We start from the raw sequence: 22,268 nt of genomic DNA, 5'->3' as shown, positions 1-22,268 counted from the left end.
AAGCCGCTAGCCCGCAACGGGCACGAAGCGATTGGTGGCCGGGTCGTAGGTCATGGCCCGCAGGGGGATCGCGCCGCTGGTGCTGTTCGGGCCGTAGGTGGCGTTCTCGACGTAGCTGGGGATGTGGAAGCCGCCGAGGCCGAAACCGGCGTCCTGGAAGGTCCGGTAGTTCAGGTCGTGGCCCGCCTTGTCGGTGATCGCCTTGAACAGCGTGATGTTGATGCACGCTGTCCACAGGGACGCGCTGGGGTTCGGTTGCCCGGACGGCACGCTGTTGGGGTCGCGCAGCTTGCCCTTGAGGTCGGGGTGGGCGGTTTCCATGGTCGCGACGCAGTCCCGGATCGCGGGGTCGTGGTCCCAGTCGAGGGTGGCGCCCGCGGTCTCCGCGCCGTTGAGCACGGAGAAGTCGTGCTTGGCCTTGTCCATCAGGTACCCGTTCGGGATGCCGGCGAAGGTCATGCGGGGCCGCCAGTCGGTCTTCTCGATCACGGCCGGCATGGTCTGTCCCGCGCTGCCCGTGAGCAGGACGACGTCGGCGCCGGCTGCCCGGGCCTTTTGGAGCATGACGCCGGACTGCTGGGCGAGCGCCGCCGCGTCGAGTCCGACCGCGGGAAGGTAGCCGGTCACGACGGGGGTGATCCCCGCCTTCTGCAGAAGGGGAAGGACGGCCTTCTCGGTGGTCGCCTGGGACTGGACGTCGCCGATGACGGCGAGCTTCTTGCCCGCGTAGACGCCCCGGTCGATGAGGATGCGGACGGTGTCGGCGAACTGGTCGTCGCCGCTGTTCTCGGCGAACCACGGGGCCTGAGCCTTGGTGTACGCCTCCTTGGGCTGGGGCGCCGCGACCAGGGCGGTCTTGTTGGTCTCGACGTAGCAGTCGGTCTGGCCCGGCATGACGAAGTTGGCCAGTACCGCGAAGACCTTCTCGTCCTGGGTGAGGGCCACGCAGGTCTGCTGCGCCAGCGCGGGCGAGATCACGCTGACCTTGCCGAACACCGGGACGATCTTGCGGCCGTTGATCCCACCCGCCGCGTTGACCTTGGCGATCAGGGCCTTGTACGCGTCCTCGTAGCTGCCGAGGTCGATGTTGACGAACGCCTTGATGCTTTCCATGTCCGGATAGGCGATGCCCACCCGGATCGCGTCGGCGGTCACGCCCGGTGCCGTGGCGGCCGCGCCGGACGCGGGCCCGCCGCCGAACGGAGCCGCCTGCTTCTCCTTGTCCTCGACGGTGCAGCCCGCCGCCGTGGCGGCGACGATCGCCGCCGTGAGGACGGCCGCGCATCTGCTTCCGAGTACTCCGCGAACGGTCATGCGAGCGTGCTCCTTTCGTGGTCGGCGGACGACGGTTCGGCCGTGCCGCTGCGGGCGATGGCGCGTTCGTCGGTGCCGAGGTAACTGGCGATGACCTTGGGGTCGTTGCGGACGGCTTCGGGTGTCCCGGTGGCGATCACCCGTCCGGTTTCCAGGCAGTAGACGCGGTCGGAAATGCTCATGATCAGCGGCATGTCGTGCTCGATGACCAGGAGCGACGCGCCCAGTTCACGGCGGATCTCGCGGATGAGCGGGCCGAACGCCTCGGTCTCGCGCTGGGCGACGCCCGCGGTGGGCTCGTCCAGGCACAGGACGCGGGCGTCGAGGGCCAGCAGCCCGGCGAGTTCGACGATGCGGCGGGTTCCGGTGGACAGGTCGCCGATGAACGCGTCGGCGTAGCGCCCGAGTCCGAGGAAGTCGATCAGGTCGTCGGCGTCGGCCCGCTTGGCGCGCTCGCCCTTCAGCGACTTGGGCAGCCACAGGGCGGAGGACAGCAACCCGGTGCGGCCGCGTGCTTCCAGCGCGATCCGCACGGTCTCGCTGACCGTGAGCTCGGGGAAGAGCGTCGCGGCCTGGAAGGTCCGCCCGAGGCCGAGCGACGCGCGCCGGGCGGGAGGCAGCGTGGACACGTCCCGGCCGAGGAGTTGGACGGTGCCGGTGGCCGGGGCGAATCCGCCGACGGCGTTCATGAGCGTCGACTTGCCGGCGCCGTTGGTGCCGATCAGTCCGACGATCTCGTGCGGCCCCACCTCGATCGAGACGCCGTCGACGGCCGGAATGCCGCCGAACCTGACCCGGATGTCCGCGGTCGCCAGCACCGGCCTGCCGTCGGGCAGCGGTGCGCGGGCGGCGCGCGCGGGAGGTTTCGGCAGTGCCGCGGCGGTCTTGACCGGTGCGGGGCCCATGCGTTCGTCCACCCAGGCCAGCAGGGCGTCCCGCGCGCTGTAGCCGATCTGCACCAAGCCGCCGGGGAAGTAGAGCAGCAACAGCAGCAGGCCGAGGCTGGACGCGAGCAGCGGTACGACGGAGTTGCCGGGGAAGACGGCGGGGAGGCCGATGACCCACAGCGCGCCGAGTACCGGCCCCGAGGTGGCGCCGAGGCCGCCGATGACCACGACCGAGACCAGCATCAGCGAGTCCTCGCTGCGGAAGTAGGCGTCGCCGTACGGCACGGTCTGCAGTGCGCCCGCGAGCAGCGATCCACCCAGTCCGGCGATGCCGCCGGCGAGTGCGAACGCCCGGAGCTTCACCCGGGTCGGTTGCACGGTGTACGCCGCCGCCGTCGCGGGGTTGTCGCGTACCCCGATCGTGGTCCGCCCGATCCCGGTGCGGCGCAGCCGCGCGGTGACCGCGAGGACCGCGACCAACACGACCAGGACCACGTAGTAGTAGGCACGTTGTGAGGTGACGTCGACGCCGAAGACGTCGGTGCGCCGGAAGGTCGCGGTGACCTGGGTCGGGCTGTCGTGGAAGACGTCCTGGCGGTAGACCCACTGTTCGCAGGCGACCGCGAACGCGATGGTGCTGACGGCGAGCAGCAGGCCGCGGACCCGCAGCGCGCCGATGCCGATGAGCACGGCGAGCGCCGCGGTGAGCAGCGAGGCGAGCGCGACGGCCGTCGGGAAGGTGAGCCGGTCGACGACGAGCACCTTGCCGCCGCCGATGTCGACGCGCAGCCCCCGGTTGAGCGTGGCCGCGGTGAGGGCGCCGATGCCCGCGAACGCCATCTGTCCGAGCGAGAGTTGCCCGGCCCACCCGGTGAGGACGGTGACGGACGCCGCACAGATCGCGTAGGCCAGGATCACGGTGTAGAGCAGGTGGCGGGACGACTGGGTGACGGCCAGCGGCACGACGACGGCGACGAGTCCGAGCGCGAGGAGCGCGAAGCGTTCCAGGTTGCGGACCCACCACAGCTCCTGCAGGCGGGCCGGCACCGGACGGACCTTCGGCGCGAAGGAGAACGCCGCTCCCTCGGTGTCCCGGCCGCGCGCCGCGACGAAGACCGCGGCCAGGACAAGGCCGAAGACCACGAGGTCGGTGAGTCCCGGCTGGTCGAGCCAGTTGAACTGGACGACGGTCTCGAGGAGTCCGAGGCCGACGCCCGCGAGCAGCGCGATCCGGAACGAGGTCATGCGCGCGATCACGGCGGCCGCGAGGGCGCGCATGAGCGTGGTCATGCCCAGGACCGCGGGCGAACTGACCGATCCGTTGCGCGCGGAGACGAGGATCAGGCACACGGTCGCCAACAGGCCGGCGATCGCCCACACGGCAGTGGACACCGCCTTCGGGCTGATCCCGTTGAGCCTGGCGAGCTCGGGGTTGTCGGCCGACGCGGTGACGGATTTGCCCAGGGTGGTTCGGCCGAGGAACCATGCCAACGCGGCGGCGACGAGCGGCACCACCACGAGGACCGCGGCCTGGGTGGCGGTGACTTCGATCCCGGCCTGGTGCCATGTGTCCGTGGACCACACGGGATACGACTTCCGGGCGTCGACTTCCGGGTAGGCCATGACGATGACCAGGGCCAACTGGGCGACGCCGATGGTGGCGACCAGCAGGATGACGCGCGGCGCCGCGAACAGCCGCCGCACGACGACGAGATCGACGACCGCTCCGAAGGCGGTGCCCGCGAGGAGCGCGATGCCGAGGGCGATCCAGAACGGGACGTCGTACCGCAGATTCAGCAGCGCGAACAGCGCCGAGCCGACCAGGCCCATGTTCGCCACGGCGAAGTTGACGACCCGGGTGGAGCGGTGGACGAGCACGATGCCCATCGCGAGGAGGCCGATGACCAGGCCGTTGACGAGGCCGTCGAAGGCGAGCTGTCGGGTGAGGGTGATCATGGGTCAGCCACCGTCCTTGCCGAGGAAGACCGCGCGGGCGAGGTCGTCGCGTTCGGCGAGTTCACGGGCGTCGCCGGTGAACCGGACCTGCCCCTTCTCCAGGAACACCGCCCGGTCGGCAACGGCCAGGGCGACGTTGAGGGACTGCTCGACGATGATCATCGTCAGCCCGTCGGCCTTGAGGCGCTCGATGACCGCCAGCAGGTCCTGCACCACCACCGGTGCCAGTCCGAGGGACAGTTCGTCGATCAGCAGCACCTGCGGATCGTGCATGAGGACCATGGCCAGGGCGAGTTGCTGCTGCTGGCCGCCGGACATCGACCCGGCGCGCTGCCCGAGCCGGGCCGCCAGGTCGGGGAACAGGTCCAGCACGTAGGCGCGCCGCCCGTCGCGGTGCTCACGCGTGGTGTCGCGGAGCTGGAACGCGGCCATCTCCAGGTTCTCGCGCACCGTCATGCCCGGGAAGACGCCCTTGCCGCCGGGCAGCAGGCGGATGCCGAACCTGCCGCGCTGCTCGGGCGCGACGTACGTGATCGTCCTGCCGTTCAGCCGGACCACGCCGCGAGACGGCGTGCCGAGCCCGCAGACCGCCTTGAGGATCGTCGACTTGCCGGCCCCGTTGGTGCCCAGCAGCGCCAGCACCTCGCCGCGCCGGACCTCGAACCCGACGTCGAACAGCACCTGCACGTTGCCGTACTCGAAGTCGATGTGGTTCACCTGAAGCACCGGGATGTGCTCGGGGTCCCGCGACTGCCGGTCGCGTTCGTCGAGTTCCTCGCGCAGTTCGTGCACGACGAGCGAAAGGTCGTTCTTGATGAACGACGCGCTGCGGACCAGCATCAGGCCGCCGACCAGCGTCGACGGGACTCCGATGAGCAGCGCGGCGACCCGCGCGTCGTACGAGTCGAGGAACAACGCGGACAGCAGCGATCCGCCCGTCGCGCCGATGAAGAACACGTACAGCGACGCCATGGCGGCGCCCAGTCCGCGCAGCCGGTACGGCGCGACCGACTGCATGACCGGGCCGATCATCGCGAACGCCGACGACAGCAGGATCATGGGCAGCATGGACACGGCCACGAACGCCGGCGCGGTCGGCATGAACCACTGCAGCGGCATCAACGCCGCCACCGGCAGGATCAGAAAGCCGATCAGCTTGAGCGCGCGCGACGGGTCCTGGCGGTAGAGCCGGTCGTACCGGGGGCCGATGAACGGGAGGGTGGCCAGGACGCCGAGGCCGCCGATCGTCCCGTACACGCCGCGCTCGAACGTGCCGAGCCCGAACCGGTCCTCCATCCAAAGGTTCGTCAGGACCGGCCCGGTGAACAGGCCGAAGCCGACCGCGGCGAACGCCATGACCACCGTGCGCATGGTGCGGATCCGCATCAGCCGCGCGAACGCCGCCTCGACGGAGATCGGCATCGGCTCGTCGTCCTGGAGGACTTCGCCGAGGACCGCCTTCATCTCGTTCTGGCCGCGCGGCGGTTCCGGGAGCCGGAAGGCCAGCACCGCCACGATCGCGCTCGGGACGCCGAGGACGAGGAACGCCCAGCGCCAGCCCTGGTCACCGCCCGCCAGCGCCGCGATCCCCCCGACGGCCAGCGGGCTGAGCACGGCCGCGAGCCGCCCCGCTATGCCGCTCGTCGCCGCGAGGCGTCCGCGTACGGCGATCGGGTAGGTGTCGGCGATCAGCGAGCCGTGCACGGGCATCGTGCTCGACTTCGCCACGCCGACACCGAGTCGGGCCAGGAACATCAGGAACGTGTTGGCGACCAGGCCGCACGCGAACACGAAGGCGGAGAAGGCGAGTCCGGCCCAGGCCGCGACCGTGCCGCGGCGGCGGCGGTCGGCGAGCCAGCCCATGGGAAGCGCGCCCAGGACCAGGAAGGCCCCGGAGGCCGCCGACAGGAAGACGATGGTGCCGTCGCCCATGCCGAACGTGTCGCGGATGTCCGGAGCCAGCACGCTGAGCGTCGCGGTCTCCAACTCGTCGAACGCGGACAGCGCGGTGAGGGTCAGGAACGTCGCGGTCCCGCCGGCCGCGAGCCCCTGGCGCAGCGTCAGCCGCTCGCCTCCGACGCCGGGGAGCAGGTCGTCCGCGAACAGGACGTCCCGCTCCGAGCGCGCCTCACGGGCGCGTTCCGCTTCGGCGTCGACCAGGTCGGCGGCCAGCGCCGCGGCGTTGGGCGCCACCGTGGAGTCGGGGTCGCGCGCCGTCATCGGCCCGCCTCGTCTCGCGTGCGCGGGCGGGACGGCGCGAGGGAGATCTCGGTGTGCAGCCGCGGATCGGCGACGCCTCGGCGGGCCGAGACGCGGTACGTGCCCGGCACCGTCGTCCACGCGCCCGCGGCCTCGTCCCAGCGGGCGAGTGTCGCCGGGTCCACGGTGACGCGCGCGACGACCTCGGCACCCGCGTCCGCCTCGACCGCGGCGAACCCGATCAGCCGGATCGGCTCGGGGGCTCCGAACAGTTCGCCCGTGTCCGGCTCGAGGTACACCTGGACGACCTCGCGGCCGTGGCGCGGACCGGTGTTGGCGAGTCCGACCTCGACCGAGAGACCCCGGTCGGCGTCGCCGTCGACGCGCAGGGTGCGGTAGTCCCAGTCGGTGTACCCCTGTCCGAAGCCGAACGGGTAGGCGGGGGTGTTACCGTGCGCGGCCCACAGGCGGTAGCCGATGATGTGGCCCTCGCCGTAGTCGTGTCCGCCGTCGACCGGCGTCGTCGACAGCACCGGGACGTCGGACTCGGCCGCCGGGAACGTGGTGGGCAGCCGTCCGCCGGGCTCCTGCGCGCCGGTCAGCACGTCGGCGACGGCGTCGCCGCCCTCCTGGCCGGGCAGCCATGCCCACACGAGGGCGGCCACCTCGTCGCGCCACGGCATGAGGACCGGGGCGCCTGCGTTGACGACCACGATGGTGTTCGGGTTGGCGGCGGCCACTTGGCGGACCAGGTCGTCGCTACGGCCGGGCAACGCCAGGTTCCGGCGGTCGAATCCCTCGGATTCGATGTCGTCGGTCGTGCCGACCACGACGATCGCCACATCCGCCGCGGCCGCGTCCGCGACCGCCTCGGCGAGTTCCTCGTCGTCCGACAGGCGCGGCTCGCTCCAGCCCAGGCCGAACGCGGCGAAGAAGAGCTCTTCGCCTGCCCCGTAAACGAGTTCGAGGTCGACGGGGACGCCCGCCTCGGCGTCGACCTCGACGCGCTGGAGCGGCGGGTGCATCATCATCTCCGCGATGTCTCCGCTCGGAACGACGAGGTCGAAGCTCTCGGAGCGGCTCCCCACGGTGAGTTCGAGGTGTCCGGCGCCCAGCACGTCGAGCAGGTGGGCGCCGTCGGTCGTCGGCGTGATGCGCGTGCGCATGACGATGGACGCGGTCCCGGGCGGCATCGCGCCGGGGATGAACACGGCGTAGCTGTCGCACCGTTGGCCGGTGTCCAGTACCGAGCCGTCCACGCCGCGGAATTCCAGGCCGACGCCCGGACGCCCGGTGGCGGGGTCGACGGCGGTGGCGGACGGCAGCGGGGGGAGCCGGCGGTGGGTGAACACGCCCTCGCGTACCGTGATCTCGACGTCGGCGCCGAGCGCCGCGCGCAGTCCTTCGGGGACGCCGACGACGTGCGGCGGGGTCACGTGCGCGCTCCCGCCGCCCTGTGCGGAGAGGCGGACGGCGTTCGGGCCGATGAGTGCGACGCGTGCGATCGCGGCCTTGTCGACGGGGAGCGTGCCGCCGCGGTTCTCCAGGAGCACCATGGCACGCGCGGCGATCGCGCGGATCTGCGCGTCCGCGTCGGCGGGGGTGGTCACACCTTCGGGCGGGGCGGTGTCGCCCAGGACGCCGACGCGCGCCGCCAGTCGCAGGACGCGCAGCACCTTGTCGTCCAGCACCGCGGGGTCGACCCTGCCCTCGCGGAGGGCCTCGAGGAGGTGTTCGCTCCATACCGCGCCGAAGCCGGGCATCGCGACGTCGGTGCCGCCGAGGTAGGCGGGCTCGTTCGAACGCACCGCCATCCAGTCGGAGACCACGACGCCGTCGAATCCCCACTCGGCCTTGAGGACGTCGTTCTGGAGGCGGGAGTTCTCCGTCATGGAGTGGCCGTTGGTCGCGTTGTAGGCGGACATGACCAGCCAGACGCGGGCCTCGCGGACGGCGGCCTCGAACGGCGCGAGGTACACCTCGCGCAGTGCCCGCTCCCCCACGCGGCTGTCGTACGTCATCCGTTCGTTCTCGGAGTCGTTGGCGACGTAGTGCTTCATCGTCGCGGCGACGCCCGCGGACTGGACGCCCTCGACGAAGCCGACGCCGATCTTCGAGGTCAGCAGCGGGTCTTCGGAGTAGCACTCGAAGTGCCGTCCGCCGAGCGGCGAACGGTGCATGTTCACCGTGGGGGCGAGCAGGACCTGGATGTCCTTGTCGCGCGCCTGCGCGCCCATCAGGACGCCGACGCGGCGGGCGACCTCGGGGTCCCAGGTGGCGGCCTGCGCCGTGGGCGAGGGCAGCAGCAGCGAGGTGTCGCCGCTGTCGAGCTCCGTGCCGCGTACGCCGACCGGGCCGTCGGACATGCGCAGTTTGCGCAGGCCGATCTGCGGCAGCTCCGGCAGCGACCAGAAGTCCTCGCCGACGATCAGCCGCACCTTGTCTTCCAGTGACAACCGGGCTACCAGGCCGCGTAGTTCGTCGTCGCCGATCGACGCGCTCCTGCTGTGGTCGGCGGCGAACAGGTCGGCGAGCGCGTGCGCGGCGTCCGCCATGGCGGTCCGCGCGGTCCCGGACAGGCCGAGCATGTCGAAGCTGCCGTGGACCAGGCCCGGAACGTCCTGGTGCACCACGGGGATTCCCGCCGCGGCGAGCTTGGCGGCGTAGGCGGCGCCCTCGTCGCGCAGCGGGTCGTACTCGACGGTGACGACCAACGCGGGCGGGACCGACCCGAGGTCCTCCGCGAGCAGCGGTGACACGCGCGGGTCGGTGGGGTCGCCGTCGGGGCCGAGGTAGCGGGCGACCGCGCGGTGGAGTTCGGCGGTCTCGAACATGTAGCCCGTCGCGTACCGTTCGCGCGAGGGGTAGCCGTCGGCGTCGAGCCGCAGGTCGGTGGCCGGGTAGACGAGGAGCTGCGCGGCGAGCGGGACGCCGTGCTCCGGCGTGCGTTGGGCGAGCACGGCGGCCAGGTTGCCTCCCGCGCTGTCGCCGCCGACGCCGATCCGGGCCGGGTCGCCGCCGAGTTCGCGGATGTTGTCGCGCACCCAGCGCAGCGTGGCCGTGCAGTCGTCCAGCCCAGCCGGCCAGGGCGCCTCGGGGGCGAGCCGGTAGCCGACGGACACGACGGCGACCCTGGCGAGCTCGCACAGCGCGCGGGCGGCGGTGTCCCCTGTGTTCACGCTGCCGGACGCCCAGCCGCCGCCGTGCATCCACAGCAGCGTGGGCACCGGCCCGGGCTCCTCCCGCACGGGCAGGTAGACCCGCACGTCGACGGGCCCGGCGGGGCCGGGGACCGTCCTGTCCTCCGCCGACGCGACGGTGCCGCGCTCCTCGGGCGGAGTGACGAGCTCCGCGCCCGCCTCGTGCAGCGCCCGTCCCTCCTCCACGGTCGTGTCGGGGCCGCCGGTCAACTCGGGCGGCGCGTCACGCAGCACGTCGACGAGGGCGGCTATCTCGGGGGCGAGCGGCACTGGTGCTCCTTGGCGGTGGTACGGCGCGGACGAATTGTCTGCGGGCGCAGGAATATATTGTCGGCACCCGCAGAAAACAAGACTCCGCCCGCAGGCGCGCGACGCAGGCCCGCACGGCCGTACGGCCGCACAAACGCCACCGCCCTCCCGGCCGTAGCGGGGAGGGCGGTGGCGTGGAGTTCAGCGGGATCCCGTCCGGATCGGCGCTCCGCGAATCAGAGGCTGCGCGCGGTGATGTCGCCCTGGGCGACGGTGGCGTGGATGTTCAGCGCGGCCTCGGCGCCGTCGGCGTTCTTGAGCGCGTTGTCGATGCGGCCGTAGGTGGTGCCGGCGTCCAGGGTGGCCGAGACGCCGCGGGCGGCGTTCACGGTGATGTTGCCGGACTGGGTGCTCACCACGACCTTGCCCTGGTGGGCCTCGGCGACGGTGATGTCGCCGCGCATGGTGGTGATCTCGGCGGGACCGGCCAGGCGGCCGACGGCGACGCTGCCGTCCTGGAAGGCGAGGCGTGCGCTCGCGGCCTCGTCGAGCTTGATCGTCGCCTGGGCGCCCTCGAAGGCGACGTCGCCGAGCCGTCCGACGCCCCGGAGCTCGGCGCCGGCCGCCTTGGCCTCGACGTTCGAGCCGGCGGGCAGCTGGACGGTGACCTCGACGGACCCGGACGGGCCGAAGATCCGGTTCCGGGTGGCGGGCGAGGACACGATCCGCAGCACGCCGTCGGCGTAGCCGACTTCCGCCTGTTCCGCGGCCTTGACGTCGCGGCTCTTCGCGGCGTCCGCGGGCCGGACCTCGACGGTGGTGTCGGCCCGGTCGGCGGCGATGAGCTGGATGCGTCCGGCGGGGATGTCCAGGACGACCGAGACCGCGGCGGGGGTGTCGAACTTCTGCATCGTGCGCTCCTTCTGCTGTGTCGCGCGCCCCGAGGGCCCGCTCTTTCCGACAACGGAAACGCTACGTTGCATTCACCATCCTGGCAACACACACGTTGCGCCGAATGACCATTATTGCAGGCCACAGCCTCGCAATCGTTGCAACGGTCTCGCGTTTAACGCAACGACCGCACCTGACCACGTTGCAATGGAATGGCGGTGAACGCTACGCTGGGGGCCCTGGAGGCGCCACAGACCGCGAAGGAGACCGCGATGCCGGGAGGCAGACTCACCCAGCCCGAGCGCCGGCAGATCGCGCTGGGGCTCGCCGACGGCCTGGCGTACGCGGAGATCGCGCGGCGGCTCGACCGCCCGACCTCGACCGTCACGCGCGAGGTGCTGCGCAACGGCGGCCCCGCCGCCTACCAGGCCGACGCCGCGCACCGCGCCACCGAGCACCGCGCGCAGCGCCGCAGGCAGACCGCCCCGAGGGGCGGCACGACGCCCCCGCAGGCCCACGGGCGCGACGCCGACGCGGTGCGCGCGTACGAGGAGGCGTTCACCGCAGTCCTCACGCAGTCCGGGCTGCCCGCGATGATGTCCCGGGTGCTGGTCTGCCTCTACACGACGGACGCGGGCAGCCTCACCGCGTCCGAGCTCGTGCAGCGCCTCGGGGTCAGCCCGGCGTCGGTCTCCAAGGCGGTCGCGTTCCTCGAGGGCCAGGGGCTGGTGCGCCGCGAACGCGACGAACGCCGCCGTGAGCGCTACTTCGTCGACGACGACGTCTGGTACCAGTCGATGATGGCCAGCGTCCGGTCCACCGCGCAGGTCGTCGACGTCGCCCGGCAGGGGGTCGGCGTCCTCGGCCCCGGCACTCCGGCGGGCACCCGCCTCGAGAACATCGCGCGCTTCTGCGACTTCGTCTCCGAGAGCGTGGCCCGCGCCGCCGAGCAGGCCCGCGACATCCTGTACGCGAAGCCCGCCGCGCCGCCGGACGACCCGGTCTGAGACGGGCACCGGCATCCCCCGCACGGCCTAAGCGGGGAGTGCCCGCGCCCCGCCCGGGGACACGCACCCCATGGTCGCGTCCCGCTCGCGCAGCAAGCGCTCCCCCGGCACGAGGCTCCGGACCGCCGCGGCGTCACTCGCCGCGGCCGCGCTGCTGCTCGGCGGCTGCGGGTCGGACGGCGGCAAGGCCGAGGGCGGCGCCGTCGAACCCACCGCCTGGCAGAAGGTCCTGGAGATGACCGCGCCCGACGGCACCGTCTCCACGGCCATGGCGCTGTCCGCGTTCGCCACCGCCTTCGGCCCGATCCCCGGGGCACGGCCGCAGACCGGCAGCCTGACCGACCTGCGGACGGGCTCGGCGGCGCTGCGCTGGATCTCCGGGCGCTGGACGGACCTCACCGGAGAGCAGCAGCAGGCGGTGCGGGCGATGTCCGGCTGGGCCGACCTGCCGATCGGGTCCGGCACGGCGAACGCGCCCCAGGCCCGACCCGCCGCGCTCACCACCGCCCCGCAGAAGGCGCCGAGCTGCGCCGCCGGCACCCGGCCCGACCCGGAGTCGGCCCCCAAGGTCCGCGACTGGTGGACGAGGCTGTCCGCGAAGATGGGCGTGCCCGCGGCCTCGGCGCTCACGGTGTGCCGGACCGAAGGCAGCTTCACCCGGAGCCCGTCCGGCGTACCGGACCCCAAGGTTCCGGCCACCGGCGCCGGGTGGATCGACCCGTCGGGGCCGCAGTGCCGGATCGTCCTGTACCCGGCGTTCCGCGCGCCGACCATGGGCGACCCGCAGCGCGACGAGTTGCTCGTGCACGAACTGACGCACTGCGCCGAGGGGATCCTCCTCAACAACCCCGCGGCGTTCAACGCGATGCCGAACTGGGTCGCCGAGGGGCTCGCCGAGTGGACGTCCGGCAAGCTGACCGGCCACTACTCCAACCCCGGGACGTGGGGCCTCTACCTCAACCGCGCGCGCCCGATGCTGACGCAGCTCGGGTACTCGGCGGTGGGCTTCTGGTGGGAGCTGGACTACCGCGGCGTGGACGTGTGGGCGTCGTCCCGCGCCGCCGTCCTCGCCTCGGCCCCCGGCGGGGTCCCCAACGACGCGGGCGCCTTCGCCGCCGCGCTCGGCGGCAAACGGCAGCAGGTGCTGGAGGGCTGGCCCGCGAGCTACCTGCGCGACCTGCCCCGCCAACTCGCCTGGGACATCAACGGGGTGGGCATCACCGGCGACAAGCCCAAGCTGAACCCGCCGCTGCTGATCGCCAGTTCGAAGCAGACGGTCACCGTCACCAGCCCGGCGTTCGACCCGAACCTGACCCCGCTGGACATCACCGCGGAAGTGCTGCGCCTGTCCCCCGGCGGCGCGGTCTTCGGACGGTTCGGCCCCGGCCCGCACGGGGACTACCCGCTCAGCTCCCGCGCGGGCGAGGTCTTCTGCACGCTCGGCGCGAAGTGCGAGTGCCCCGAGGACACGCCGGGGGCGGGCACCCGCTTCGAACGCATCGATCCGGGACGCGGGTTCGTCGCGATCAGCGGCGGCGAGGCCGCCGCGTCGCTCGGCCTGACCGGGCAGACGCTCAAGAGCTTCTGCGGCGAGCCGAAGGACAAGCCCACGCCGAAGCCGCCGGCCAAGAACTGCTTCGGGCCGTGCCCGGACGGCCCGCACGCCGGCAGCAACGGCGACCCGCACCTGACGACGTTCGACCGCATGTACTACGACTTCCAGGCCGCGGGCGAGTTCACCCTGGTGGCCGCCACCGACGACGGGCTGCGCGTGCAGGCCCGGCAGGTGCCGTTCACCGGTTCGCCCCGGGTCAGCGTCAACGCCGCGGTGGCCGCGAGCGTCGCGGGTGACCGCGTCACCTTCACCCTCGATCCCGCGGTCGACGCCGGACCGACGGTCCGCCTCAACGGCGCGACGCTCACCCCCGGAGCCGAGACACCGCTCCCCGGCGGCGGCACGCTGACCGTCACCGGCGCCGGGCCCGACGCCGCGTACGGGCTCTTCTGGCCGGACCACACCGCGCTGTACGTCACGCCGATCGGCCACTACGGGCTCAAGGCCGACGTGGCCCTCCCCCTGTCCCGCCGGGGCCGCGTCCAGGGTCTGCTCGGCAACGCCGACGGCGCGGCCGCGAACGACCTCGACGCGGGCGACGGCCGCGTCCTCCAGCCGCCCACGAACGACGCGCCGCCGCCGTTCGAGGACCTCTACCACGCGTATGCCGACCACTGGCGGATCCGCCAGGAGGAGTCGCTGTTCGACTACGCGCCCGGCCAGTCGACCGCGACCTTCACCGACCGCGCGTTCCCGCAGCGCCCGGCCGACGTGGCGAGCGTGCCGGGCACCGAGGAGGCCCGCCCGGTGTGCGCGAGGGCCGGCGTCACCGTCCCGCAGCTCCTGGACGGGTGCGCGGTCGACGTGGCGCTCACCGGCCGCACCGAATTCGCCGACGCCGCCGCCGACCAGGAGGACTTCCTCGACGCGGCCCCGGTCGGCGGCACGCCCGAGCCGGTCGAGGCCCCGGACTCGGGCAAGCTGCTGGGGCCCTTCTCCGGCGACGGCTCCTGCCCCGTCACCGCCGGCTGGGTGGCCCAGTGCACCGGCACCCTCACTCCGGCGCAGCCCACCGCGACGATCAGGTTCTCCGTCTCGGGGTTCACGAAGCTCCTGTTCGTGGCCGAACCGGCCACCGACTGCCGCGTCCGCTTCGCGCTCTTCGCCTCCGGTTCCGACACACCGGTCCTCGACGACCGCTCGGTCTGCGACCTCAACGTCACCGGAATCGACCTCGCCCAGCCCGCGTACACGATCCGCCTGCGCTCCGACGAGCCGACGGCCACCCTCGCCTACGCCTTCACGATGGGCGGCATCGGCTGAGCAGTCCCGTCCGACGCGTGGCCACCGGGCGGCGACCACCGCCGCACGCCCGGTTGGTCGGACGCGGAATGTTCACCCGCCTCTCGCCCCGGCGATGCGGGTCGGCCACACTGACAGCCATGGGAAAGACCGGCTCGTCAGAGCGCAGCAGACCGGCGGTTCCACTGGAGATGACCGGACCGGCCGTCTACGCGGCGCTCGCCGACGACGACCGGCACAGGTTCGACGAGGCGTTCCGCGAGGCCCTCGACGAGGCGACCGCCACCTTCGACCTGGAACCGCTCAGCGAGGTCGTCCGCCGCTGGTGGGTGGCCTCCGGAGGCGACCCGGCGGTGGCCGAGGCCGACCGGGCCGCCGGAGCCGACCGCCCCCGCGTGCATCCGGTGAACGGTTCCGACCACCGCACGACCATGCCGTTCTCGGACGGCCGCGCGGTCGCGGTCCGCTTCGAGGAGGCGTTCCGCCACGCCGCCCAGGAGGCGGCGGAGACGCTCGACCACCTGCCGCTGCGCTACCTGGCGTCGGGCTACGCGGCGGACGAGGCCGCGGACGAGCGCGAGCAGCGCAACTGAGGCCCGGCGCCGGAGCCGACCGCGGAGGCCGCGCGGCACCGCCGGACCGGTCGGCGCCGGGTCACCGACCGGCGCCGACCCTGCCGCGGCCGACGGTTCCGCGGGCCCCGCGGTCGTTCAGCTCACACCCGTGCGGGCCTTCCCGAAAGCGGCTCCGGGCGGCGTCACTTCTTGCGCCGCGCCGAGCGCGACGTGTCGGCGATCTTGGTGTGCTTGCGCCACTCCGGGTACTGGGCGCCGAACAGCTGCTGGATCTTGCCCGCGGCGCTGGTCACCACGTAGCCGCCCTTGGTCATGTGGAACGGCGTGGTGACCTTGTCCAGCCAGTCGAACTGCTGGTGCTTGCCCGCCTGGCGGTCGAACCAGCGCGGGGTGACGAAGTTGGACACCGAGACCGCTCCGGCGCCGGGCACGTTGATCTCGTACGAGTCGGACTCGACCGGGTCGGCGACCTCCAGCGCGTACAGCGTGCCGGTGCCGTCGTCCGCCCACAGGTTCACGTGCGGGTCGACGAGGGTCTCCAGGACCTCGTGGCTGAGCACGGCCGAGACGCTGAGCGAGCCCTTGAGCACGGTGCCGCCGTTGTCGAGCACGGGGGCGGCGAACACGCGCCCGAAGATCAGCTCGCCCTCGGACTCGGTGTGCCAGCCCAGCGCGTCGGCCTGGTCCGGGTCGTCGAGGACGGCGATCACCCACGCCCCGGGAGGGGCCTCCTTCTCGCTGGCGGCGTACACCACGGGGATGGGCAGCACGCCCCAGGCCGGCGCGGCGTGCTTCTGCACCTGTGTCGCGCAGGCGCGGGTCATCGTGAGGACGTCCGCGTCCGTGCAGCGGGTCGACTTGTTGACGACGGTGATCATGACTTGCGTCCCTTCGGTCGTGCGGCGTGCGGGTCGTGCGGGTGGGCGTGCGCTTTGGACAGCAAGGCCACAAGCGCGGTCCGGTAGTGCTCGGGAAGGTCGATCTCGGCCCCGAGCCGCTTGAGGAACACGGCGTCGCGGGCGGCGGTGAGCCGGTCGAGGACGACGGCGGCGAGGTCGCGGGTGCGGACCGCGAAACCGCGCGGCGGCGGAGTGGGGCCGCTGGGCTCGCCCTCGGTGCCGGGCAGCGGCAGCCGGGGGCGCAACTCGGCTCCGGTGGGCTGGATTTCGTCGAGGGCCAGCCGCCAGTCCCCGTTGCTCTCGGACGTGCCGGCCCGGCGCGCGCGGCGGGCGCGACGCGCCGACGGCCGGGGCAGGTCCTGGAGCGCGCGGGTGAGTCGGTCGGTGGCCTCGGCGAGGGTGAGCCCGGCGACGAGCGGGTCGCCGGCCTCGTCGTGCAGGTTCAGCGCGCGGTCGGCCGGGACGCCGGGCCCCGCGTCCTCGATGTCGGCCTCGGACGCAAGGGCCTTCATGAGCCGGGTGGTCCCGTAGCGGGCGGTCCCGGCGATCACCACCAGGGCGATCTCGGTGTCCCGGGCGTCCACGAGGCGCGTGTACGGGTCGCCGTCCGCTTCGGCGACCACGAGCAGGTCGGCGTAGTGGCCGGGCTGGAGCGAGCCGAGCCGCTGGTCCCAGCGCAGGATCGCGGCGGCGTCGCACGTGGCCATGGCGACGAGTTCGCGGTCGCTGAAGACGGATCCGGCGGCCTGGGAGGCGAGTTGCGCGGCCTTGAGCTCGCCGAGCAGCCCCTTGCTGCCGGAGACCGACCAGTCCGAGCCGAGGCCGATCCGCACGCCCGCGGCCTTCGCGGCGGCGATGTCGGCGGTCTTGCCGTAGAGCAGCAGGTTGGACAGCGGCGACCACACCATCGACCCGCCGTGGTCGGCGAGGACCTGGAAGTCGTCCGCGGAGAGCGCGGTGCAGTGGATGCCGACGAGGTTGTCGGTGATCGCCCACTGCCCGGGCTCGATCTCCAGCGCCTGGAAATGCGCGCGGGCCGCGTCGTCGATGCCTTCGGCCAGGTGCAGCAGCAGGCGGTGCGGCTTGCGCAGCCGGTCGAGGAACTTGGCGGCCTCGGTGGCCTCGACGTCCGAGATCCGCGACAGCGCCTGCGGCAGGTCGGGGTCGCCCGTCTGCTCGACGTTGCGGACGACGCCGCGGTACATCCGGCGCGAGCCCGTGTTGCTGAACAGCGCGATGCCCTGGCTGGTGGTGGTGCCGTTCACCAGGGCCTTGGCCTCGACGTAGCGCACCACCGCGGGCATCAGCTGCGGGTCCTCGCCGAGCACGGTCATCGGCCCGGTGACCAGGCGGTGGTAGTCGGAGATCCCGCCCCACTGCGAGCGGTTGGTGAAGGCCCGGGGCACCTGCCACAACGGGAGTACGTCGTACGGCAGGTGGTTGTGCAGTTCGATCAGGCCGGGGTACACGGTGCCCCGGGTCGGCACGACGGCCACCTCGTCGAACCCGTCCGGCGGCGACGCCGTGGCGGGCTGGACGGCGGCGATGGTGGTGCCGTCGAGGTAGACGACGCCGTCGTCCAGCACCGTGCCGGCGGCGTCCATGGTCACGATCCGCCCGCGCAGCGCGGAGCGGGCGCCCTGTGGCGCGTCCGGGTTCGGCGGCATCCGACGGTCCCTCCGCTGCGCGACACGCCTGCCCGCTTCACAGCGTGACAGCCCCGTCACTGGCGATCATGGCGTCAGGGCAACGCTCCCACGCCCTCCGCCGTACCCCAAGCGCCCATTCGAAGGACACCGAAGCGACAGGAGCCCCTGGCATGCACGACTTCGACCCCGGCTACGGCCGTGAGCCCTACGCGTCCCTGGTCCGCACATTCCCCGGCACCGAGACCTACCCGAGCACCGACTTCCGCACCGAGTGGGGGCCGATCTTCCACCGGGGCCGCCTGGACGGGACGGCCAAGGTCCTCGTCCTCGGCCAGGACCCGGCCGCCCACGAGTCCGTCGCCCGGCGCATCCTGGTCGGCACCGCCGGCCGGCGCTTCCAGGGCTTCCTCGCCAAACTGGGCATCACCACCAGCTACACCCTGATCAACACGTTCCTGTACAGCGTCTACGGGCAGCACGCGGGCAACACCCACGCCCACGACCCGGCGATCGCCGCCTACCGGAACTCGTGGATCGACGCCCTCGTGACCGACAACCAGATCCGCGCCGTCGTCGCTCTGGGCAGTCTCGCCGACACCGCGTTCCAGGCCTGGAAGTCCACGTCGCCGAACGGCACTTCGTACACCGGCGCGTACCGGCACATCCTGCACCCCACGTATCCCGACAGCGCCGCCGCCTCGGGCACCGACCGCTCGGTGGCGATGGCGAAGATGCTCGCCGACTGGAACGGCGCCCTGGACGACCTCCACGGCGCCATTACCGACCCCGACCAGCCCACACCGCTCGTGCACTACGGCAGCGACCTCACCCCGGCCGACCTCGCCACCATCCCGGAGATGGACCTCCCGCCCGGGCTTCCGGCGTGGATGCGCTCCGACGAGCCGTGGGCGAGCCGCCAGGGGGCCACCGCCCCGGAGAAGCGCGCCACGATCGTCGTGCAGGTGCCGGAGGACCAGCGGCCCTTCTGACCCGCGGGCACGCGGCAATCAGGAACGGAACAGGCGTTGCCTCAGTGTCCGGTGGGCACTGAGGCGCCGTTCCAGGTCGGTGAAGACCGGCAGGGCGGCGAGGCCGCAGCGTTCCGCGCGGGCCCGCAGCCCGCGGAGCAGGCCATGGTAGTCGGCCCGGGCCCACCGCTGCAGGTCGGCGCGGGAGGTGATGCCGACGGCCAGGAACACCTGGAGTACGTCCGCCCGTTCGAAGTCTTCGTGTGTTCCCGCCAGTTCGGCGATGTCGGCGAGGTGCGCGACGACCAGGGGCGAGGCCTTGAGGTAGTCCGCGAGCACGGCGCGGTGCGCGTCGTCCGCGGTCCGCAGCCGCAGTTGGCGGAACGTGGTGACGCCGGCGGCGGAGAGCGCGTCGGAGTGCGCCGCGAAGGGCGGCAGGTCGAGCATGCCGACGCGGCGGAGGCCGAGGTCGCTGGCGGCCCGGCCCGACCAGCCGCCGTCCTGCAGGAGTTTCCAGAACGACGGGTCGTACAGCAGGCCTTGCCGGTCCTTGCCGGGGGCGAGCGCGAAGGTGAGGTAGTCGAGCGACTCGGTGGATCCGCGGCGGCCGGCGTCGAGTTCCTCCAGCAGGGCGAACGTCGCGGCGTAGTTCTTCGCGAGCCTGGGCGACGGATGCGGCATGCGTTCGGAAGCGTCCCAGGCCAGTTGGTCCGGCTTCGGGTCGTCGCCGGCGGCGAGGAAGCCGACCAGGGCCTTCAGGTTCCGGGCGGCCGGGTGCATGGCCTCGGTGAACCGGCCGACCGCCTCGTTCGCCTTGTCGGCGGCGTGGGCTTCGCAGCTGCGGACCAGGTCGTCCGCCGACCGCGTCGCCGCCGTCAGCGCCCGCTCGTGGTCGTCGCTCACCGGCTGCCCGTTGTTCAGCGCCATGAGGTAGTAGTTCGCGCGGATGGCCGTCTGGCTGAACATGACGCGCATGTTGACCACCTCCCAGCCGTCCTTCGCCTTACCGTCGACCTCGGAGAGCGCCCGCAGTTCGTCGAGCAGGCGGGCGAAGCGGAGGCGGTTCTCGGCGGTTCGTGGCGACGCCTCGAAGAGCGCGATGAGGTAGTCGAGCCGTCCGAGGCCGTAGCCGGGGTCCGCGTTGACGGACGCCCTGAGCAGTTCGAGACGCGTCTCGCCGTCGACCATCAGCGCCCGCTCTCCGGCGATCATCTGGAACGCGACGCTCCGCCAGTGGGTGGCACCGCACAGGCCCGTCCTGAGCTTCAGGTGCGCCTGGCTGAGCTGCAGCAGCACGCACGCCGCGGCGCTGGTCAACAGCTGGGCGCGGGCGCGGCCTTGCTCGGCCTCGAGCTGCGCTCCGTCGACTCCGGCGGCGAGTTCGGGCAGGCCGAGGTTCTTGCGGCTGATCACCTCGCTGTTGATGTGCAGGCCGTTGCGCGTGAGCGTGACCGCGACCCGGTTGAGGTCGACGAGGGTGACGCGGGCGCGCCAGGTGAGGCCGGGGCTGATCGCGTAGAGGATGCGGGCCATCGCGGTGGCGATCGCGCCGGCGGGGATGGCGCTGAGGTCCTCGCTGGTCAGCTTGCTGAGCTCGCTGCCGCGGGCGATGCCGAGTTCGGGCGCCTTGGTGCCGAGCGACTGCAGGCGGGCCAGGACGTAGTCGGTCGCGGCCGCGTCCACCTTGCCGTCGGCGCCCTGCGCCTCGACCTGGAGCTTGAGCTTCTGGCCGAGCGCGATGGATGTGGCGGTGACGCCGAGCACGGCCAGGGCGACGTACGCGACCAGGAGCCGGTCGTGCTCCCCCCACGAGAAGAAGCAGGAGACCAGGACCGCCCACACCAGCAGCACCACGCACAGCGTCTCGACGGGCAGCCCGCCGGTGCCCGCGTCGCGACGGACCCTGAAATCGCGCGTGACCTTGAGCTGCGTCGCGAACGCCGCCGGAAGCGCGACCCCGAGCGCCGCCCCGCACAGGAACACGGGGGTGAGCCAGGTCCCGTCGTCGAACGGGTGGCACATGGGGTACACCGGCAGGAACACCGCCGCCGCGAGCAGCGCCGTGTATCCGACGACCGTCCAGAAGGCGAGGGCCGGTTGCTCCCACGAGACGGTGTCCCGCCGGACCATGAACCGCGTGGTCAGCCCGCTGACCGCGACCAGCACGACCAGGGCGATCGCCAGCGGAACGATGAGTTGCGTGAGCGGCACGACCCATACGCGGTAGAACTCGTCCCAGCCGTTGGTGTCCAGGCCGTCGGTCGGTGTCGTCGTCCCCGTCAAGCGCTTCATCGCGGAACCTCGTGCGTGAATCAGCTCCCTTTTATCGACGCTAGGGCGTCCCTCCACGCCACGCACCCGGAAGTCGCGGCCGCGGCGGCGCGGTGCCACCCGCGTGGTCCACCCCGGTGGCGGGCCGGTGCGGGCCGCCGCACGGTGGAGGTGTGGCGGCTGTGCCGCGACACGCCCACCGACGAGAGCGGGAGTACGGATGGAGACCCAGGACCTGACCGCGGCCGTGCTGCGCGAGCTGCGTGCCGAACGGCCCTATCCGGCGGTCTCCGTCACGATGCCGACGCACCGCCGCGAGCCGGACAACGCGCAGGACCCGATCCGGCTGCGGAACCTCCTGGCCGAAGCGGGGCACCGCATCGACGGCGTGGCCGAGCTGTCGTCCGCCCAGCGCACGTCGCTCAAGGAGCAGTTGGAGCGCGCCGCCGCGGAGGTGGACCTGCGCTACGCGCTCGACGGGCTCGTGCTGTTCGCGACCGCCGACCGGTTCCAGTCCTGGACGCTCCCCCGCACGGTCCCCGAGCGGGTCGTGCTCGCGTCGAGCTTCCTCACGCGCAACCTGGTGGCGGCGCGCGAACAGACGCGCCCGTACTGGGTGATGGCGGTGGACAGCGAGCACAGCACGCTGTGGAGCGGGTCGGACGGGCGGCTCTCCGAGCACACCGGGCGGGGCTTCCCCGCCGAGCGCGAGGAGCTCGAGTTCAACCCGCAGCGCGAGGAGCGCATCGGCGACGAGCCGAGCACCTTCGCGGACGAGGAGACGCGCCGCTACCTGCGCGACGTGGACAGCGCCCTGGCGGACGTCCTCAAGGCGGCCCCCCGCCCGCTCTACCTCGTCGGCCTCGCGCAGGCGCTGAGCCTGCTGGACGACGTGGGGACCGCGGCCCACGGCGCCGCCGCCACGATCACCAAGGGCGGCCTGGCGGACGGCCCGGGCCCGGCGCTGGTCGAGGCCCTCCGCCCCGCGCTCGCCGACGTCGAGGCCGGCCGCCAGGAGCGCGCGGCCAAGCTCCTGGACGGCGCCCGCAGCCGCAAGTCCTACGCCGGCGGTCTGGACGACGTGTGGACGGCGGTGCGCGAAGGGCGCGCCGAGACCGTCGTCGTCGAAGCCACCTACCAGCGCACGGTCCGCATGACCGAAGGCCACCTCGAGCCCTTCACCGGCGACCTCGGCCCGGACGCCTGGGAGAACGGCGTGCGCGAGGACATCGTCGACGAGATCGTGGAAACGGCGCTGGACACGCACGCCGAGGTGCTGTTCGTCCCGGACGACGCGATCGCGGACAGCGGCCGGATCGCGGCGGCGCTCAGGTACTGACCCTGCG

At 72.7% G+C, this 22,268-nt stretch carries 13 protein-coding genes; 5 read left to right on the top strand and 8 right to left on the bottom strand.

What is annotated here, in order from left to right:
- Positions 1–6 precede the first annotated feature (6 nt).
- From QI554_RS00790 to QI554_RS00770, 5 genes are all read right to left on the bottom strand, one after another.
- Entirely contained in the window at positions 7–1,314 is a 1,308-nt protein-coding gene (locus tag QI554_RS00790; protein WP_281464628.1) for an ABC transporter substrate-binding protein, read from the bottom strand.
- Positions 1,311–4,157, bottom strand: a complete 2,847-nt coding sequence (locus QI554_RS00785) for an ABC transporter permease subunit (RefSeq protein WP_281464626.1) — start codon at positions 4,155–4,157, stop codon at positions 1,311–1,313. Before QI554_RS00785 ends, QI554_RS00790 begins: the two co-directional genes overlap by 4 nt.
- Before the next feature lie 3 nt (positions 4,158–4,160).
- Positions 4,161–6,377, bottom strand: a complete 2,217-nt coding sequence (locus tag QI554_RS00780) for an MFS transporter (RefSeq protein ID WP_281464624.1) — start codon at positions 6,375–6,377, stop codon at positions 4,161–4,163.
- Positions 6,374–9,826 carry an alpha/beta hydrolase fold domain-containing protein gene (locus QI554_RS00775; RefSeq protein ID WP_281464622.1) on the bottom strand — a complete coding sequence of 1,151 codons (3,453 nt, stop codon included), beginning with the start codon at positions 9,824–9,826 and terminating at the stop codon, positions 6,374–6,376. Before QI554_RS00775 ends, QI554_RS00780 begins: the two co-directional genes overlap by 4 nt.
- 215 nt (positions 9,827–10,041) lie before the next feature.
- Positions 10,042–10,716 carry a DUF4097 family beta strand repeat-containing protein gene (locus QI554_RS00770; protein WP_281464620.1) on the bottom strand — a complete coding sequence of 225 codons (675 nt, stop codon included), beginning with the start codon at positions 10,714–10,716 and terminating at the stop codon, positions 10,042–10,044.
- A gap of 252 nt (positions 10,717–10,968) precedes the next feature.
- Between QI554_RS00770 and QI554_RS00765 the strand changes: the two genes are divergently transcribed.
- The 3 genes from QI554_RS00765 to QI554_RS00755 all read left to right on the top strand — a co-directional run bounded on the left by QI554_RS00765 (position 10,969) and on the right by QI554_RS00755 (position 15,153).
- Positions 10,969–11,703 (top strand): GbsR/MarR family transcriptional regulator, encoded by a 735-nt coding sequence (locus tag QI554_RS00765; RefSeq protein ID WP_281465161.1) that lies wholly within the window; start codon positions 10,969–10,971, stop codon positions 11,701–11,703.
- A gap of 70 nt (positions 11,704–11,773) precedes the next feature.
- Entirely contained in the window at positions 11,774–14,581 is a 2,808-nt protein-coding gene (locus QI554_RS00760; RefSeq protein ID WP_281464618.1) for a VWD domain-containing protein, read from the top strand.
- A 119-nt stretch (positions 14,582–14,700) separates the two neighbouring features.
- Complete coding sequence (locus QI554_RS00755; RefSeq protein ID WP_281464616.1) at positions 14,701–15,153, top strand: DUF6247 family protein; 453 nt, start codon at positions 14,701–14,703, stop codon at positions 15,151–15,153.
- 164 nt (positions 15,154–15,317) lie between these two features.
- Here the strand turns inward: QI554_RS00755 and QI554_RS00750 are convergent, their stop codons facing one another.
- Positions 15,318–16,013, bottom strand: a complete 696-nt coding sequence (locus QI554_RS00750) for a hypothetical protein (RefSeq protein ID WP_281464615.1) — start codon at positions 16,011–16,013, stop codon at positions 15,318–15,320.
- Positions 16,010–17,701, bottom strand: coding sequence for an amidohydrolase family protein (locus QI554_RS00745; protein ID WP_281464613.1), 1,692 nt, complete (start codon positions 17,699–17,701; stop codon positions 16,010–16,012). The genes QI554_RS00750 and QI554_RS00745 overlap by 4 nt, the downstream gene beginning before the upstream one ends.
- A 152-nt stretch (positions 17,702–17,853) precedes the next feature.
- Here QI554_RS00745 and QI554_RS00740 point away from each other — a divergent pair, with 152 nt between their 5' ends.
- On the top strand, positions 17,854–18,672 hold the full coding sequence (locus QI554_RS00740; protein WP_281464611.1) for a uracil-DNA glycosylase family protein: 819 nt from the start codon (positions 17,854–17,856) through the stop codon (positions 18,670–18,672).
- Positions 18,673–18,690: 18 nt separating this feature from the next.
- On the opposite strand, the gene QI554_RS00735 is transcribed toward QI554_RS00740, so the two are convergent.
- Positions 18,691–20,943: a hypothetical protein gene (locus tag QI554_RS00735; protein WP_281464609.1), complete on the bottom strand. Its 2,253-nt coding sequence runs from the start codon at positions 20,941–20,943 to the stop codon at positions 18,691–18,693.
- 199 nt (positions 20,944–21,142) lie between these two features.
- On the opposite strand from QI554_RS00735, the gene QI554_RS00730 reads away from it, so the two are divergent.
- Positions 21,143–22,261, top strand: a complete 1,119-nt coding sequence (locus QI554_RS00730) for a baeRF3 domain-containing protein (RefSeq protein WP_281464607.1) — start codon at positions 21,143–21,145, stop codon at positions 22,259–22,261.
- The last annotated feature ends 7 nt before the right edge of the window (positions 22,262–22,268 follow it).

It is taken from the genome of Yinghuangia seranimata, from assembly GCF_029953285.1.
GTDB lineage: Bacteria > Actinomycetota > Actinomycetes > Streptomycetales > Streptomycetaceae > Yinghuangia > Yinghuangia seranimata.
This window is presented reverse-complemented; position numbering and strand designations above follow the sequence as displayed.